Consider the following 16,030-nt stretch of genomic DNA (forward strand, 5'->3'; position numbering starts at 1 on the left):
GGACCGCAGGGGGGAGCGGTGATGACAATGCGTGCGTCTCTGCACAGGGCGGGGAAATCCCTGGCCCGCAGGATCGGCGTTCTGCTGGCCGCGGTACTGGTCGTCGCCGGCTGCGGAAAAAGCGCACAGACGTTCGCGGTGAAGGCCGTCGCCGTCGGGAGTCCGTCGCTGAATCCCTTTTTCGACGAGCGCAGCGGTCTCGGGCACGACACCACGGTCCGGATCCGGGAGCTGCCCGGAGGTCTGCAGGCCGGAAGCACGCCCGGGCTCTACGGCGGTTCCCGGCAGCCCACGATCTGTGACGTCGAGCGGCTGAAGGAATTCCTCACCGATCCCGGGAACGACCGCAAGGCGAAGGTCTGGGCGCAGGTCCTCGGAATTACCCAGGTACAGATCCCCGCCTATCTCGAGCGGCTCACACCGGTCCTGCTGCGTCACGACACCCTCGTTCAGAACCACGACTACAAGAAAGGCAGGGCCACCCCTTTCAACTCGCTGCTCCAGGCCGGAATCGCCGTATTGGTGAACGACCAGGGGCAGCCCACGGTGAAATGCTCCTGCGGAAACCCGCTGCGCCCGTTCCAGGGCGACTCCACACGGATTTCGGTCACGTTCGAGGACGGCAACAGGAAATGGGCCGGATATGACCGTTCCTCGGTGGTGGCGGTCAGGCCCGCGCCGCAGCCGCTGACCCGGCTGGTGCTCGTCGACGTCGACGACCCGGGCCGCGGGATCAGCCGCCCTGTCGGGACGACCGGTGGTCATGACTCCCTCTTCGACGCCCGGGCACGGCACCGGGTGCCCCGGGTCACGGGGATGCCGTTCGCCGAGGCCGGCCGGCGGCTGACGGAGCTGGGACTCGCGGTCGCCTACGCCGGGAAGGGGGCGCCGCCCGACGAAGCCGTGGTCACGGGCTCGGATCCCGCGCCGGGCACCGAGCTGGCGTTCGGGCAGTACGTCACGCTGTCGGTGGACACCGCCACGACGGACGGACCCGGCGGCGGCACGAGGGCGACGCCCACTCCCCCACCGTCGGGCGGGACGACGGCACCGGGGAAGGGCGGCGGCGCCTCTCCCTCGACGCCGGCCGACAGCGGGAAGGCGTCCTCCCCACCGGCGTCGGGCGGCTCGTCCTCGCCACCGGCGAGCGGCACGGGCACCTCGGGCGGCTCCTCACCGTCCAGGACCGCCCAGCCTCCCACGTCGAGCAGCGCGGCCCCGTCCGGTACGGCGCCCGAAGCGACCGGTTCCCCGACCGCCGGCAAACCGGGCTCGAGCAGCGCGCCCGCGACGTCGACGCCCGGCCCTTCCAAGACGCCCGGCTCGTCCAAGTCGCCCGGCCCCTCGAAGTCGCTCGACCCGTCCGAGCCACCCGACTCGCCCAAGCCATCCCCGTCCAAGCCATCCAAGCCCGTCACCTCGGTGCCCGAGACCAGCAGGCCGTCGACAGGCACGCCGCCGACCGGGAGACCGGCCACGAGCAAGCCCGCCACCAGCGCACCGGCCACGAGCAGGCCCGCCTCCCGCACACCGGCCACCAGCGCGTCACAGGTCACGCCCAGCCCGTGACCGGCCGGCTCACGGACGTCCCGCACCAGACCGCCGCATCAGACCGGGGAGCGACGCGATGCCATCAGGATCACCGCAGTCGGGTGTGGGCCGGACCATCGCCGGTCGTTACCTCCTGCTGAACCGGCTCGGCAGCGGCGCCATGGGCCATGTGTGGCACGCCCATGACCAGCGGCTGGACTGCGAGGTCGCCCTCAAGGAGGTCGTGTTCCGAAACCCGGTGGAGGCGGTCGATGAGCGGGCCGCCCGGGTCGCCCGCGCCCGGGCCGAGGCCCGGCACGCGGCCGGGCTGCGCGGGCATCCGCACGTGGTGACCGTGCACGACGTACTGGAGCACGAGGGCCTGCCGTGGATCGTCATGGAGTACGTCCCGGGCGCGCTCGACCTGCGCGAACTGGTCCATCGTCGCGGCCCTCTGGCCCCCGCGGAGTGCGCCCGCATCGGGCTCGCCGTGCTGGACGCCCTGACCGCCGGGCACGAGCGGGGCGTCATGCACCGGGACGTGAAGCCGGCGAACATCCTGCTGGCGCCGGACCGCGGCGGGGCCCCGTACGCCCGGGTCCTGCTCACCGACTACGGCATCTCGGTGCAGCCGGACGCGGGCGAGCCCCGGTACACACTGACGTCCGCGCTGGTCGGCACGCCCGGCTATCTGGCGCCCGAGCGTGCGACCGGCGGGCCGCCCACCGCGGCGGCCGACCTGTTCTCGCTGGGCTGCACGCTGTACTTCACGATCGAGGGGTGCGGGCCCTTCGAGCGGGACACCCAGCTGGCCGAGATCACCGCGGTGGTCCTGGAAGAGCCCCGGCATCCGGTGCGGGCCGGGGCTCTGGGACCGCTGCTGTCCGCCGTACTGGTCAAGGACCCGGCCCTGCGGATCACGGCGGCGGACACGGCAGCCGCACTGACGGCGATCGCGGCTCCGAGCCACCCGGTCCCGGGCTCGTGGACGCGGTGGGCACGTCCGCACGCGCCGACCGAGACCTCGCACAGCCCGGCGAGAGGCGGCCTGCCGGTGTCCCCGGCCGCGCCCTCCCCGCCGACCGGGCAGGCACATCACCCCCACCGCGCGCACCTCCTGCGCGCCCTCCTCGCCTGCGCCCTGGGCCTGGTCCTCGCCCTGGGCGGGGTCTGGTACGCCGTTGTGCACCCGTCCGGCGCTGGGGCGGCCAAGCCGTACGGGGACGCCGTCGGCCTCGCGCGGCCCCTGAAGGACGGTGACTGCGTGGTCGCCGACTGGCCGGGGAGCCCCTTCCAGGGCGGTCCTCCGCGGCTGACCGTGGACCCGACCTGCTCCGAGAGGACCCCGGACGGGCAGGTCATGGCGCTCGTCAGCAGCCCGTCCGCGGACGAGGCCCGTCGGCACGGGCCCGACGCATGCGAGCAGCGCACACAGGAGGTCCGCGAGAAGCTCGCCGACGTGCGCGGTTACGCCATCGTCCCCACCCGGGCCGGGTTCGAGGCGGCCGGGCGGCGCACCGCGTGTCTGGTGCTGGGCGCGCACGGGCCGGTGTACGGGCCGCTCGGGGACCACCGCAAGCCGGGGATGCCGTTCGTGGACACCGCCGACATGCAGAAACGGGACTGCCTGGACGCGCCCTCCCTGCGGGTCGCCCGCCTGGTCTCCTGCACGGGGACACAAGACCAGCAGGTGCTCGGCTTCACCAGGCTCGGCCCCGACACCACCCTGACCGAGGCCAAGAGTCTGTCCGACGCGGCGTGCGCGCGGGACGTGCCGCCGAAGGACTACGGCTTCGACCCGTCCCGCTACGAAGCCGCGTCCTGGACGGGCACGAGCGCCTGGTTGTCCGGAACTCATCTGGTCGTCTGCACCGTGCGCAAGCAGAACGGGGGCACCATGGGTGAGGACGAACCATGAGGAGGGTGTTGCCATGCCCGGTTCCACGAAAGCGATGGGGGTGCTCACCGTCGGTGCGCTCGTCGTGGTGACGGCCTACACGGTGGCGCTCGGCAGCAGCGGCTGGCTGTGGTTCGGCTGGGTCGTCCTCGGCCTGATCACCCTCGGCATGGTGGTCACCACCCGCAACCCCTGACGCTCACGGGCGCGGCAGTCGCCCCGCCGAGTGCACCCCCGGCTGGTACTTCGGCAACCGGATCGTGATCTTCATGCCCGCTCCCGGCGCGGTCTCGATGACAAGTGCGTGCTCATCTCCGTAGACCTGGCGCAGCCGGTCGTCGACGTTGGACAGTCCGATACCGCCGGACGGGCTGATCTCCCCGGCGAGGATGCGGCGCAGCAGCTCCGGGTCCATTCCCGCGCCGTCGTCCTCGATGACGACCAGGGCCTCGGCGCCCGCGTCCTGCGCGGTGATGCCGATGTGCCGTTGGTCGGTGGTGCCCTCCAGGCCGTGCTTGACGGCGTTCTCGACGAGCGGCTGGAGGCAGAGGAAGGGCAGGGCGACCGGCAGTACCTCCGGCGCGATCTGCAGGGTGACGGTGAGCCGATCGCCGAAGCGCGCCCTGACGAGGGCCAAGTAGTGGTCGATGGCGTGGAGTTCGTCGGCGAGCGTGGTGAAGTCGCCGTGCCGGCGGAACGAGTAGCGGGTGAAGTCCGCGAACTCCAGCAGGAGTTCACGGGCCCGCTCGGGGTCGGTGCGCACGAACGAGGCGATGACGGCGAGCGAGTTGAAGATGAAGTGCGGGGAGATCTGGGCGCGCAGGGCCTTGATCTCGGCCTCGATGAGCCGCGTACGGGACCGGTCGAGGTCCGCCAGCTCCAGTTGTACGGAGACCCAGCGGGCCACCTCCCCCGCGGCGCGGACGAGGACCGCGGACTCGCGGGGCGCGCAGGCGACCAGCGCGCCGTGGACGCGGTCGTCGACGGTGAGCGGCGCGACCACGGCCCAGCGCAGCGGGCAGTCGGGCGCGTCGCATTTCAGCCGGAAGGCCTCGCCGCGGCCGGTCTCCAAGGGGCTAGCGAGCCGCTGGAGCACCTCCTCGCGGTGGTGCTCCCCCGCGCCGTCCCAGGCCAGCACGGTCTCCCGGTCGGTGAGGCAGAGCGCGTCGGTGCCGAGCAGGGAGCGCAGCCGTCGCGCGGACTTGCGGGCGGTCTCCTCGGTGAGCCCGGCACGCAGCGGGGGTGCGGCCAGGGAGGCGGTGTGCAGGGTCTGGAAGGTGGCGTGCTCGACCGGGCTGCCGAGCCCGCCGAGGCGCTCGGGGCGGGCGGTGCGCCGGCCGAGCCAGAACCCGGCGGCCAGCAGGGGCAGGACGGCCACGCACAGCCCGGCGAGGAAGCCGCTCACGCCGTCACCTCCGCCCGCAGCTCCTCGGGCAGGTGGAACCGGGCCAGGATCGCCGCCGTCCCGGCCGGCACCCGCCCGGGCGTGGCCCGGGACACCAGCACCATGGTCAGGAACCCGAGCGGCACCGACCACAGCGCGGGCCAGGCGAGCAGGGCGTGCAGGGTGCCGCTGCCGGGACAGCCCGCCATCGTCGCGGCCACCGCGAGGAACGCCGCGCCGCCACCCGCCAGCATCCCGGCCGCGGCGCCCGGCGGGGTGAGCCGGCGCCACCAGATGCCGAGCACGAGCAGCGGGCAGAACGACGACGCGGACACCGCGAAGGCGAGGCCCACCGCGTCGGCCACCGGGAGCCCGCCGACCAGCACGCTCGCCGCCAGCGGCACCGCCACCGCCAGCAGCGTGCCGAGCCGGAAGTGCCGCACGCCCCGCGTCGGCAGCACGTCCTGGGCGAGCACCCCGGCCACCGCCATGGTCAGCCCGGAGGCGGTGGACAGGAACGCGGCGAAGGCTCCGCCCGCGAGCAGTGCGCCCAGCAGGTCCCCGCCGGGTCCGCCGATCATCCGGTCGGGCAGTAAGAGGACGGCGGCGTCGGCGTCGCCGGTGAGGGTGAGTTCGGGGGCGTAGAGCCGGCCCAGGGCGCCGTAGACGGGCGGCAGGAGGTAGAAGGCACCGATCAGGGCGAGTACGGCGACGGTGGTGCGGCGGGCGGCGACCCCGTGCGGGCTGGTGTAGAAGCGGACGACGACGTGGGGCAGGCCCATGGTGCCGAGGAAGGTGGCGAGGATCAGCCCGTACGTGGCGTACAGCGGGCGTTCCGCGCGGCCGGAGACGAGCGAGGTCGACATGCCGCCGTTGCTGCCGTGCTCGGCGACGGGGACGGGGTCGCCCCGGGTGAAGGTGAGCCGGGTGCCGCGCTCGACGCGGTGGGTGCCGGCGGCGAGGTCCGCGCGCTGTCCGTCGTACCGGCGGCCGTCGACGCTGCCCGAGGCGGTGACGGCGAGCGGGCGGGACAGCGTCAGGTCGAGGGTGTCGTCGATCCGTACGACGCGGTGCTCGCGGAAGGTCGCCGGTTCGGCGAACGCCCCGCGGGGTGCGCCGTCGCCCTGCCAGGCCAGCACCAGGAACAGTGCGGGGACGAGCAGGGCGGTGAGTTTCAGCCAGTACTGGAACGCCTGGACGAAGGTGATGCTGCGCATGCCGCCCGCGGCGACGGTCGCCACCACCACGACGGCGACGATGATCCCGCCGAGCTGCTGGGGAGCCCCGGTCAGCACGGCCAGGGTGAGTCCGGCGCCCTGGAGCTGGGGCAGCAGGTACAGCCAGCCGACGCCGACGACGAACGCCCCGGCGAGCCGCCGCACCGGCTGGGAGGCGAGCCGGGCCTCGGCGAAGTCGGGCAGGGTGTAGGCGCCGGAGCGGCGCAGCGGCGCGGCGACGAACAGCAGCAGGACGAGGTAGCCGGCGGTGTAGCCGACCGGGTACCAGAGCATGTCCGGGCCCTGGACGAGGACGAGTCCCGCGATGCCGAGGAAGGAGGCCGCGGACAGGTACTCACCGCTGATCGCGGCCGCGTTCAGGCGGGGACCGACGGCGCGGGAGGCGACGTAGAAGTCCGAGGTGGTGCGGGAGACGCGCAACCCGAAGGCGCCGACGAGGACGGTCGCGAGGACGACCAGGGCGACGGCGGGGACCGCGTAGTTCTGGTTCACTGCCCTGGCCTCAGCGGTCCTCGACGAGCCGGACGAAGTCCTTCTCGTTGCGTTCGGCGCGGCGCACGTACCAGCGGGCGAGCAGGATCAGCGGCGGGTAGAGGCCGAACCCGAGCACCGCCCATTCCAGACCGCCCGTGCGGGTGGCGGCGAAGAACAGGGGAAGGGGCCCGATCAGGAGCACCAGCACCGTGAACACGGCGAGGGCCACGCGGAGTTGGCTGCGGATCAGTGAGCGGACGTAGGTGTGGCCGAGGGTGGTCTGCTCGTCGATCTCGGTGCGCGGGCGGTAGTAGCCCAGGGCGCGGCGGCGTCCGCTCCGGGGCGGCCCGGTGACGACGACGCGGCGTTCGGTGGGGTCCTGCGGCACGTCGTCCCCCTAGCCCGCGGTCCGGCGTATCAGCATCTCCCGCAGTTCGCGGGCGTGCCGGCGGCTGACCTGGAGTTCGACGGAGTCGACGAGGACGCTCACGGTGCCGGCGTCCAGACGGAGTTCCTCGATGTGCCGCAGGGCGACGAGGTGGCGGCGGTGGATGCGGACGAAACCGCGCGAGCGCCACCGCTCCTCCAGGGCGGACAGCGGGATCCGCACGAGATGGCTGCCCTGGGCGGTGTGCAGGCGGGCATAGTCGCCCTGCGCCTCGACATGGGTGATGTCCTCCACGGGCACGAACCGTGTCACGCCGCCGAGTTCCACCAGGACGTGGTCTGGATCCGGCTCGTGCACCGGGATCAGTGGCGTGGTCTCCCTTAGCTGTTCGGCGCGGCGCACCGCCTCCGCGAGCCGCTCACGGCGTACGGGCTTGAGGACGTAGTCGACGGCCTTGAGGTCGAACGCCTGCACGGCGAAGCCTTCGTGGGCCGTCACGAACACGACGAGCGGGGGCTTCGCGAACCCGGTGAGCAGCCGGGCCATCTCCAGGCCGTCGAGGCCGGGCATGTGGATGTCGAGGAAGACGACGTCGATCGCTTCGGGGCCGTCGGGCCCGGACTCCAGGGCGCGGTTGATGCGGCGCAGTGCCCCGGTGGCGTCGCCCGCGCCCTCCACGCTGCCGATCCTGGGGTCCGCGCGGAGCAGGTAGAGCAGTTCCTCGAGCGAGGGGCGTTCGTCGTCGACGGCGAGGGCGCGCAGCATGGACGTGGAGTCTAGGAGCAATCCGTACCTGTGGGCATGTGCGGAGCATGGACGGCGCCGCTGGACGCGGTGGCGCCGCGGCGCCGCGGCGCCGGACACGGTGCCGGTCCGGGGTCTGGTTACAGTGCCCGCTTGGCTTCTTCCCCCTGCTGAAGGAGAGGGATTCCTACGGCTCGCGCCGTGGGGTTTCCTGCTTCGTCGCCGATTGCCCGCCCGGAGTGCTCCGTTGAGGTCTTACACCGGCTCCACAGGCCGACACCGCCAGCCCGGCGGCCAGAAGATTCTTCGCCGCGTTCCTGTCGCGGTCATGGGTGACGCCGCAGTCACACGTCCAGGTGCGGACGTGTAGCGGCATTGTGCCCTGCAGTCGCCCGCAGCTCGAGCACAGCTTGGAGGAGGGAAACCAGCGGTCGACCGCGATCACCTCACGGCCGTACCACTGGGCCTTGTACTCCAGCATGCTGCGGAACTCGCTCCACGCCGCGTCGGAGATGGCGCGGGCGAGCCTGCCGTTCTTGAGCAGGTTGCGAACGGTGAGGTCCTCGATCACGATCGTTTGGTTTTCACGAACGAGTCGAGTGGTGAGCTTGTGCAGATGGTCGCGTCGCCGGTCGGCGATGCGCGCGTGGATGCGGGCGACCTTCCTGCGCGCCTTCTCCCGGTTCGTCGACCCGTTGGCCTTTCGGGACAGCTCCCGCTGGGCCCTGGCCAATTGGGTGCGGTCTCGCCGTTCGTGCCGGGGGTTGGTGATCTTCTCCCCGGTGGACAGGGTCAGCAGGTGGTTGCGTCCCGCGTCCACGCCGACGGCCGTGTCCTTGGTGGGGAGCGGCTTGACGTTGGGGTCTTCGACCAGAAGGGACACGTACCAACGCCCGGCCGGATCCTGAGAGACGGTCACCATGGACGGCTGTGCCCCCTCGGGCAGGGGACGGGACCAGACGATGTCGAGCGGCTCGCTCATCTTCGCCAGGGTCAGCTTCCCATCACAGAACCGGAACGCGCTGGTGGTGTACTCAGCTGTTCTGCGGGATTTTTTCTTCGACTTGAACCGCGGATACTCGGCCCGCTTGCCGAAGAACGCCGTGAAGGCCGCCTGCAAGTGCCGCAAGGCCTGTTGGAGAGGGACGGAGGAGACGTCGCCCAGGTAGGCGAGTTCCTCGGTCTTCTTCCACGCCGTCAGCATCGCCGACGTCGCGTTGTAGTTGATCCGCTCGGCCCGCAGCGTCCACGCCTCCGTGCGCGCCTGGAGCGCCATGTTGTAGACCTTGCGCACGCACCCGAACGTCCGCGACAGCTCGGCGGCCTGCGCATCGGTCGGATGGAAGCGGTACTTGAACGCCCGCTTCACGTGCGTGATCATACCTCACAAACTAGCATTTCCAATTGTGAAATCCGGGATGAGAGTGGCGGCGATGCGGCTGCTCACTCCGCACAAGCCCCGTTTCTTCCCCGCCTGAGAACGGGGTTTCCTCGGAGGTTCCAGGTGAACAGCAGGCCGGCATCGTTCGACGAGCTCGACCGGAAGATCATCACCGCTCTGATGGCGAACGCCAGGACCAGTTTCGCCGAGATCGGCGCGGCCATCGGCCTGTCGTCCACGGCGGTCAAGCGCCGGGTGGACCGGCTGCGCGAGACGGGTGTGATCACCGGGTTCACGGCCACGGTGAGGCCGTCGGCGCTGGGCTGGCGCACGGAGGCGTACGTCGAGGTGTACTGCGAGGGCGCGGCGCCGCCCCGGCGCCTGGCGGAGGTGGTGCGCAACCATCCGGAGATCACGGCGGCGATGACGGTGACCGGCGGCGCGGACGCGCTGCTGCACGTGCGGGCGAGGGACGTCGAGCACTTCGAGGAGGTGCTGGAGCGCATCCGCGCGGAGCCGTTCATCCGGAAGACGATCAGCGTGATGGTGCTGTCCCACCTCCTCCCGGACAGCCCTGAGGCGGGCGCGACCCAGGCCGCGCCCGACGCCGCCGCGGGCGACGCAGCAGACGTGCGCTGACCGGCTCCAAGACGCAGCATTGCTGCGCGAACACGCAGCTCTCGTTGCTTGTCGTCCGTATCCGCCGCTTCCTACCTTGGTGTCAGCCCTCAGTCGACACTCCAGGAAACCGAGGAACCCCTCTGTGCCTGACAGCCGTGTGCCGCGCCGGCGGCGCTTCCTCGTCTGCGAACCCAGACACTTCGCCGTGCAGTACGCGATCAACCCGTGGATGCATCCCGACACCGCGGTCGACGTGGATCTGGCCCGTGAGCAGTGGCAGGGGCTGATCCGCGCCTACCGCGCCCACGGCCACGCCGTCGACGCCGTGGACCCGGCCCCCGGTCTGCCGGACATGGTGTTCGCCGCGAACTCGGCGGTCGTCGTCGACGGCCGGGTCTTCGGCTCGCTCTTCCACGCGCCCGAGCGCCGCCCCGAGTCCTTCCACTACGAGACATGGTTCAAGGCGGCCGGTTACGACGTCCACCGCCCCGAGTCCGTCTGCGAGGGCGAGGGCGATCTGGTGTGGACGGGCCGGTACCTGCTGGCCGGCACCGGGTTCCGTACGACCCGGGAGGCGCACCGTGAGGCGCAGGAGTTCTTCGGCCACCCGGTGATCAGCCTGACGTTGGTGAACCCGTACTTCTACCACCTGGACACCGCGCTGTTCGTCCTCGACGACGACAACGTCGTGTACTACCCGGAGGCGTTCTCGCCGGGCAGCCGGGAGGTGCTGGCGCGGCTGTTCCCGGACGCGGTGCTCGCGACGCACGAGGACGCGATGGCGTTCGGGCTGAACTCCGTCTCCGACGGGCGCCATGTCTTCATCGCGCCGAAGGCCGAGGCGCTGGCCTCACGCCTCGCCGACCAGGGTTACGACCCCGTCCCCGTCGACCTGTCCGAGTTCCACAAGGCCGGCGGAGGCATCAAGTGCTGCACCCAGGAGATCCGGGAGAACCGTTCATGACCGCACCCGCCCGTACGCGTTCGTCCGCCGAGTTGATCCAGGCCGAGGAGCCCGTCCTCGCCCACAACTACCACCCGCTGCCGGTGGTCGTCGCCCGCGCCGAGGGCACCTGGGTGGAGGACGTGGAGGGCCGCCGCTACCTCGACATGCTCGCCGGGTACTCGGCCCTCAACTTCGGTCACCGCAACCCGGTGCTGATCGAGGCGGCGCACCGTCAGCTGGACCGGCTGACGCTCACCTCGCGGGCCTTCCACAACGACCAGCTTGCCGAGTTCGCGGAGTCGCTTGCGGAGTTGACGGGCCTGGACATGGTGCTGCCGATGAACACCGGCGCCGAGGCGGTGGAGGGCGCCGTCAAGGTGGCCCGGAAGTGGGCGTACGAGGTCAAGGGCGTGCCGGCCGACCGGGCGACGATCGTGGTGGCGGCCGGGAACTTCCACGGCCGTACGACGACGATCGTCAGCTTCTCCACGGACGAGACGGCGCGGGCGGGATTCGGGCCGTTCACGCCGGGTTTCCGGATCGTCCCGTACAACGACCTGGCGGCGCTTCAGGCGGCGGTCGACGAGACGACGGCGGCCGTGCTGATCGAGCCGATCCAGGGCGAGGCGGGTGTGGTCATCCCCGACGAGGGCTACCTCACCGGGGTCCGTGAGCTGACCCGCCGCGCCGGGTGCCTGTTCATCGCGGACGAGATCCAGTCGGGTCTCGGGCGTACCGGCCGCACGCTGGCCGTGGAGCATGAGGGCGTCCTGCCGGACGTGCTGCTGCTCGGCAAGGCGCTCGGCGGCGGGATCGTGCCGGTGTCGGCGGTCGTGGCGCGCCGGGAGGTGCTCGGGGTGCTGCGGCCCGGTGAGCACGGATCGACGTTCGGCGGCAACCCGCTGGCCGCGGCGGTCGGTTCCGCGGTCGTCGGGCTGCTGAAGACGGGGCACTTCCAGCTGCGGGCGGCCGAGTTGGGTGTGGTGCTGCGGGACGGGCTCACCTCGCTCGTCGGCAAAGGCGTCGTGGGCTTCCGCTCGCGCGGGCTGTGGGCGGGCGTGGACGTCGACCCCACGATCGGCACGGGACGCGAGATCAGCGAACGCCTGATGGTGGAGGGGATCCTGGTCAAGGACACCCACGGCTCGACGATCCGCCTGGCGCCGCCGCTGACGATCACGGAGGAGGAGCTGCGGTCGGCGCTCGGGGCTCTGGAGAAGGTACTGGCCGCTTGAGCACGGCGCCACACCGACTGTGATCCGCCCCCGCCGCCCCTGCCCTTCCCGTCCCTGGGGGCTGCGTCCCCAGACCCCCGCTGTCGGCCTGACGGCCTCGTCCTCAAACTCCCCGAACTCCCCCAAGCTCTTCGAGCAGGGGGAACCCCAGACGGGCTGAACGATGCCGACCCGGCGCTGACACATCAGCCCCGGAAATTCAGCCTCTCCGGCGTTTGAGGAGCGGGGGTCCGGGGACCGGCCCCCGAAGGGGTCTGGGGCGGAGCCCCAGCGGGGTGCCGGGGGCGGAGCCCCGCGAGGGGTCCAGCGGACGCAGTCCCCGCCGGGGTCCCGGGGCGGAGCCCCAGCGGGGTGCCGGGGGCGGAGCCCCGCGTGGGTGCAGGGGACGCAGTCCCCGCCGGGATGCCCGGGGCGGAGCCCCCCGAGGGGTCCAGCGGACGCAGTCCCCGCCGGGATGCCCGGGGCGGAGCCCCCCGAGGGGTCCAGCGGACGCAGTCCCCGCCGGGATGCCGGGGGCGGAGCCCCGCCGGGGTGGAAGGGGCGGAGCCCCTGGGGACGGGAAGGGCAGGGGCGGCGGGGGCGGAACCGGTGTCGGTCAGGGCCAGAGTCCCGTCACGTCCAGCGCCTCCGTCGGCGTCCGCGCGTACCGTACCCCCCGCACCTCCCGCCCGTCGGCGTCCACGAGGCGCCAGCCGTCGCCGAGTTGGACCACGGGCACGCCGCCCCGGCGCATCGCCAGGGCCAGTTCCGAGAGCGTGCCCCAGGAGCCGCCGATCACGATGACGGCGTCCCCGCTGTGCACGATGACGCTGTTGCGCGCCTGCCCGAGGCCGGTGGCGATCGCGACGCTCAGGTCCGGCCCGGCGCCGGTACGGTCGGCCCCGGGCAGCACCCCGACGACGACGCCGTCGCGCGACCGGGCACCCGCCGCCACCGCGGCCATCACCCCGCCGTGCCCGCCGCAGATCACCACGGCCCCGCGCTCCGCCAGCAGCCGACCCACCCCGTACGCGAGGGCCCGCTCGCTCTCCCCGCACTGCGCGGGCCCGCACACCGCCACCTGTACCGCCATGGCCGCGCTCAGGTACGCCGCCTCAGACGGCGGGCGAGCGCCGCCACGGGGGCCGTCGCCACGGCAGCGGCGACGGCCGTCGTCGCCCAGGCGCCGACGCGTGAGGGCGGCTCGGGGCGCTGCGCCAGCCGCTCGGGAAGCTCCGCGGGCAGGGGTCCGTCCAGACCCAGGGCCAGCGCCTCGGCCAGGTGCAGGGCCCGGCGGCCCGTACCGCCCTGCTCGATCTGGGTGCGGCAGCTGAAGCCGTCCGCGAGGACCAGACCGGACGGGGCGGCCCCGCGCACGGAGGGCAGGACGCCCTGTTCCGCGACGGCCATGGACACCTCGTGGTGGCCCCGCTCGAACCCGAAGTTGCCGGCGAGCCCGCAGCAGCCCTCGTCGAGGACCTCGGCGTCGAGGTGGGCCCGCCGCATCAGTGCCTGGTCGGCCTCGAACTTCATGATCGCGTGCTGGTGGCAGTGGGTCTGCACGGTCGCCTGCCGGGCCAGGGCGGGCGGCCGCCAGTCGTCGGGGGCGTGGTGGACGAGGTGTTCGGCGAAGGTGCGGAACTGCCCGGCCAGGCGCTGCACGTCCTGGTCGGCGGGCATCAGTTCGGGCGCATCGGCCCGGAACACGGCGGTGCAGGACGGTTCGAGGCCGATGACGGGGGTGCCGGCCTCGATCCACGGGCGCAGGACGTCGAGCGAGTGCCGCAGGACCTTCTTCGCCACCGGGAGCTGACCGGTGGAGATCCAGGTCAGTCCGCAGCAGACGGGCCTGGAGGGTACGGCGACCCGGAAGCCGGCGTCCTCGAGGACCCGCACCGCGGACTTCGCGATCGAGGGGTGGAAGTAGGTGCTGAAGGTGTCGGGCCACAGCACCACGGCCCGCTCGTCGCCGGGCTCCGGCTCCTCGCTGCCGCGCGCCCGCCACCACTGCAGGAAGGACTCCTCGGCGAACACGGGGGCCTGGCGCTCGCCGTCGACGCCGGCCAGCCGTTTGCCGGCGGCGGCCAGTCCGGGCGCGTGCAGCAGGCTGTTGACGACCGGCTGGGCGAGGCGGGAGAGCCGGGCCCACAGGGGCAACCAGCCCATGGAGTAGTGGGCGGCCGGGCGGGGCCTGCCCGCGTAGTGGTGGGCGAGGAACTCGGCCTTGTAGGTGGCCATGTCGACGCCGGTCGGGCAGTCCGACTTGCACCCCTTGCACGCCAGGCACAGGTCCAGGGCGTCGCGGACCTCGGTGGAGCGCCAGCCGTCGGTCACGGCGGAGGCCGCGTGGCCGTCGAGCATCTCGAACAGCAGCCGCGCCCGGCCGCGCGTGGAGTGCTCCTCCTCCTTGGTGGCCCGGTAGGACGGGCACATCACCCCGCCGTGGTGGCTGCGGCAGTTGCCGATTCCGACGCAGCGCAGCACGGCACGGGTGAAGGAGTGTTCGTCCTCCGGGTAGCCGAAGTGCGAGTCCAGGGTGGCGGGCCGCCAGGCGGGGCCGAGCCGCAGCTGGCCGTCGACGGGGTTGGGGTCGACGACCTTGCCGGGGTTCATCCGGTTGTGCGGGTCGAAGAGCGTCTTGAGTTCCCCGAACGCGGCCACGAGCCGCTCGCCGAACATGCGGGTCAGCAGCTCGCCCCGGGACTGGCCGTCCCCGTGCTCGCCCGACAGGGAGCCGCCGTAGGAGGCCACGAGGTCGGCGGCGCGCTCCAGGAAGCGGCGGAAGCCGGCCACGCCCTCGGCGGTCTTCAGCCCGAACGGGATACGGGTGTGCACACAGCCCTGCCCGAAGTGCCCGTACAGCGAGGGGTGGTCGTAGTCGAACTCCTGGAACAGCCCCATGAGATCGCGCAGGTAGTCGCCGAGGCGGGCGGGTGGGACGGCGGAGTCCTCCCAGCCCTCCCAGGTCTCGCGGTCGTCCGGGGGCCGCGCGGTGACGCCGAGTCCGGCCTCCCGGGCCTTGAGCATCCGCTGCTCGCGCTCGGGGTCGTCGGAGAACGCGACGGTGGGTTCCTTCTCGCTCCGGCCGACCGCGCGCAGCAGCGCGTGCGCCTTCTCGTCGACCTCCTCCTGGCTGTCGCCGCTGAACTGCAGCAGCAGCCAGCTGTCCCCCTCCGGGAGGGAGTTGAGGGACTCCAGGTAGGCGTGCTCCTCGCGCATCAGCTGTGCCATCCGCCCGTCCAGGGCCTCGAGCTGGCTGGGTGAGCAGTGCTCGAGGAGGTCGGGGACGTCGTCGGCGGCGGCGCAGATGTCCTCGTATCCGAGGACGAGCAGCGACTGGTAGCGGGGCACGGGGACCAGGTCGAGTTCGGCGCGCAGCACCGTCACCAGGGTTCCCTCGCTGCCGACCAGGGCCTTGGCGACGTCGAAGCCGTTCTCCGGGAGCAGGGAGTCCAGGTTGTATCCGGAGACGCGGCGCGGGATCTTCGGGAAGCCCTGGCGGATGTCCGCCAGGTACTCGGTGACGATGCGGTCGAGACCGTCGTAGATCTCCGCCCGGCGTCCGCCCTCGGCAGCGATCTGCACCCGCTCGGCCTTCGAGGTCGGCCCCACCCACATGCGGGTCCCGTCGTAGGTGAGGACTTCCAGACGGCGTACGTTGTCCACGGTCTTGCCGTACGCCTGCGCCGACGCCCCGCACGAGTTGTTGCCGATCATGCCGCCGAGCGCGCAGTGGCTGTGCGTGGACGGTTTGGGCCCGAACTGGAGGCCGTGGTCGGCGAGCTTGCGGTTGAGCTCGTCCAGGACCAGCCCGGGCTCCACGACGCAGGTGCGGGCGTCGGGGTCGACCGACACCAGGGCGTCGCAGTACTTGGTCCAGTCGATGACGACGGCCGTGTTGGTCGTCTGGCCGGCCAGGCTGGTGCCGCCGCCCCGGGACAGGACGGGCGCGCCGAACCGCGCACACACTTCGACCGCCCGGGCACCCGCCTCCACACCGCGCGGGACGACGACGCCGATGGGGACCTGGCGGTAGTTGGAGCCGTCCGTGGAGTACGCGCCCCTGGTGCCCGCGTCGAACCGGATCTCCCCGTCCACGGCGCTGTGCAGCGCCGCCTCCAGCCCGGCCACATCGAGCTCGGCTCCCGCCCGGCCGAGGGCCGGGGCCGTGTCGTTGCGGGATGTCAGGGCCATCGATCGAGACCGCCTTTCC

13 protein-coding genes are annotated in these 16,030 nt (G+C 72.4%); 6 read left to right on the forward strand and 7 right to left on the reverse strand.

The window, feature by feature from the left end; genetic code table 11:
• Window positions 1-21 precede the first annotated feature (21 nt).
• From AB0N14_RS13880 to AB0N14_RS13890, 3 genes are read left to right on the forward strand one after another with little or no spacing between them, the layout of a single operon-like run.
• Complete coding sequence (locus AB0N14_RS13880) at window positions 22-1,569, forward strand: DUF6777 domain-containing protein (protein WP_366025869.1); 1,548 nt, start codon at window positions 22-24, stop codon at window positions 1,567-1,569.
• Between the two features lie 58 nt (window positions 1,570-1,627).
• Window positions 1,628-3,448 (forward strand): protein kinase, encoded by a 1,821-nt coding sequence (locus tag AB0N14_RS13885; RefSeq protein ID WP_366025870.1) that lies wholly within the window; start codon window positions 1,628-1,630, stop codon window positions 3,446-3,448.
• 13 nt (window positions 3,449-3,461) lie between these two features.
• Window positions 3,462-3,623, forward strand: a complete 162-nt coding sequence (locus AB0N14_RS13890; protein WP_200422051.1) for a hypothetical protein — start codon at window positions 3,462-3,464, stop codon at window positions 3,621-3,623.
• A gap of 3 nt (window positions 3,624-3,626) precedes the next feature.
• Here AB0N14_RS13890 and AB0N14_RS13895 read toward each other — a convergent pair whose 3' ends face one another.
• The 5 genes from AB0N14_RS13895 to AB0N14_RS13915 form a co-directional block, all read right to left on the reverse strand.
• On the reverse strand, window positions 3,627-4,832 hold the full coding sequence (locus AB0N14_RS13895) for a histidine kinase (protein ID WP_366025871.1): 1,206 nt from the start codon (window positions 4,830-4,832) through the stop codon (window positions 3,627-3,629).
• On the reverse strand, window positions 4,829-6,541 hold the full coding sequence (locus AB0N14_RS13900; RefSeq protein ID WP_366025872.1) for a cation acetate symporter: 1,713 nt from the start codon (window positions 6,539-6,541) through the stop codon (window positions 4,829-4,831). The genes AB0N14_RS13895 and AB0N14_RS13900 overlap by 4 nt, the downstream gene beginning before the upstream one ends.
• Before the next feature lie 10 nt (window positions 6,542-6,551).
• The gene (locus AB0N14_RS13905; RefSeq protein WP_366025873.1) at window positions 6,552-6,911 is read right to left on the reverse strand and encodes a hypothetical protein; all 360 of its coding nucleotides are present in this window, start codon (window positions 6,909-6,911) and stop codon (window positions 6,552-6,554) included.
• Between the two features lie 9 nt (window positions 6,912-6,920).
• Window positions 6,921-7,676: a LytTR family DNA-binding domain-containing protein gene (locus tag AB0N14_RS13910; RefSeq protein ID WP_366025874.1), complete on the reverse strand. Its 756-nt coding sequence runs from the start codon at window positions 7,674-7,676 to the stop codon at window positions 6,921-6,923.
• A gap of 166 nt (window positions 7,677-7,842) precedes the next feature.
• A complete protein-coding gene (locus AB0N14_RS13915) occupies window positions 7,843-9,036 on the reverse strand; it encodes an RNA-guided endonuclease TnpB family protein (RefSeq protein WP_366025875.1) in 1,194 nt (397 codons plus the stop codon).
• Between the two features lie 123 nt (window positions 9,037-9,159).
• On the opposite strand from AB0N14_RS13915, the gene AB0N14_RS13920 reads away from it, so the two are divergent.
• The 3 genes from AB0N14_RS13920 to rocD all read left to right on the forward strand — a co-directional run bounded on the left by AB0N14_RS13920 (window position 9,160) and on the right by rocD (window position 11,838).
• Window positions 9,160-9,675: an Lrp/AsnC family transcriptional regulator gene (locus tag AB0N14_RS13920; protein ID WP_366025876.1), complete on the forward strand. Its 516-nt coding sequence runs from the start codon at window positions 9,160-9,162 to the stop codon at window positions 9,673-9,675.
• Between the two features lie 124 nt (window positions 9,676-9,799).
• The gene (gene ddaH, locus AB0N14_RS13925) at window positions 9,800-10,621 is read left to right on the forward strand and encodes a dimethylargininase (protein WP_366025877.1); all 822 of its coding nucleotides are present in this window, start codon (window positions 9,800-9,802) and stop codon (window positions 10,619-10,621) included.
• A complete protein-coding gene (gene rocD, locus AB0N14_RS13930; RefSeq protein ID WP_366025878.1) occupies window positions 10,618-11,838 on the forward strand; it encodes an ornithine--oxo-acid transaminase in 1,221 nt (406 codons plus the stop codon). The genes ddaH and rocD overlap by 4 nt, the downstream gene beginning before the upstream one ends.
• Window positions 11,839-12,433: 595 nt before the next feature.
• Here the strand turns inward: rocD and AB0N14_RS13935 are convergent.
• Together AB0N14_RS13935 and AB0N14_RS13940 are read right to left on the reverse strand one after the other, a co-directional pair.
• Window positions 12,434-12,910 carry a TIGR00725 family protein gene (locus AB0N14_RS13935; RefSeq protein ID WP_366025879.1) on the reverse strand — a complete coding sequence of 159 codons (477 nt, stop codon included), beginning with the start codon at window positions 12,908-12,910 and terminating at the stop codon, window positions 12,434-12,436.
• Window positions 12,911-12,918: 8 nt separating this feature from the next.
• On the reverse strand, window positions 12,919-16,011 hold the full coding sequence (locus tag AB0N14_RS13940; protein WP_366025880.1) for an FAD-linked oxidase C-terminal domain-containing protein: 3,093 nt from the start codon (window positions 16,009-16,011) through the stop codon (window positions 12,919-12,921).
• Between the last annotated feature and the right edge of the window lie 19 nt (window positions 16,012-16,030).

The organism is Streptomyces sp. NPDC051104, from assembly GCF_040682835.1.
Lineage (GTDB): Bacteria > Actinomycetota > Actinomycetes > Streptomycetales > Streptomycetaceae > Streptomyces > Streptomyces cynarae.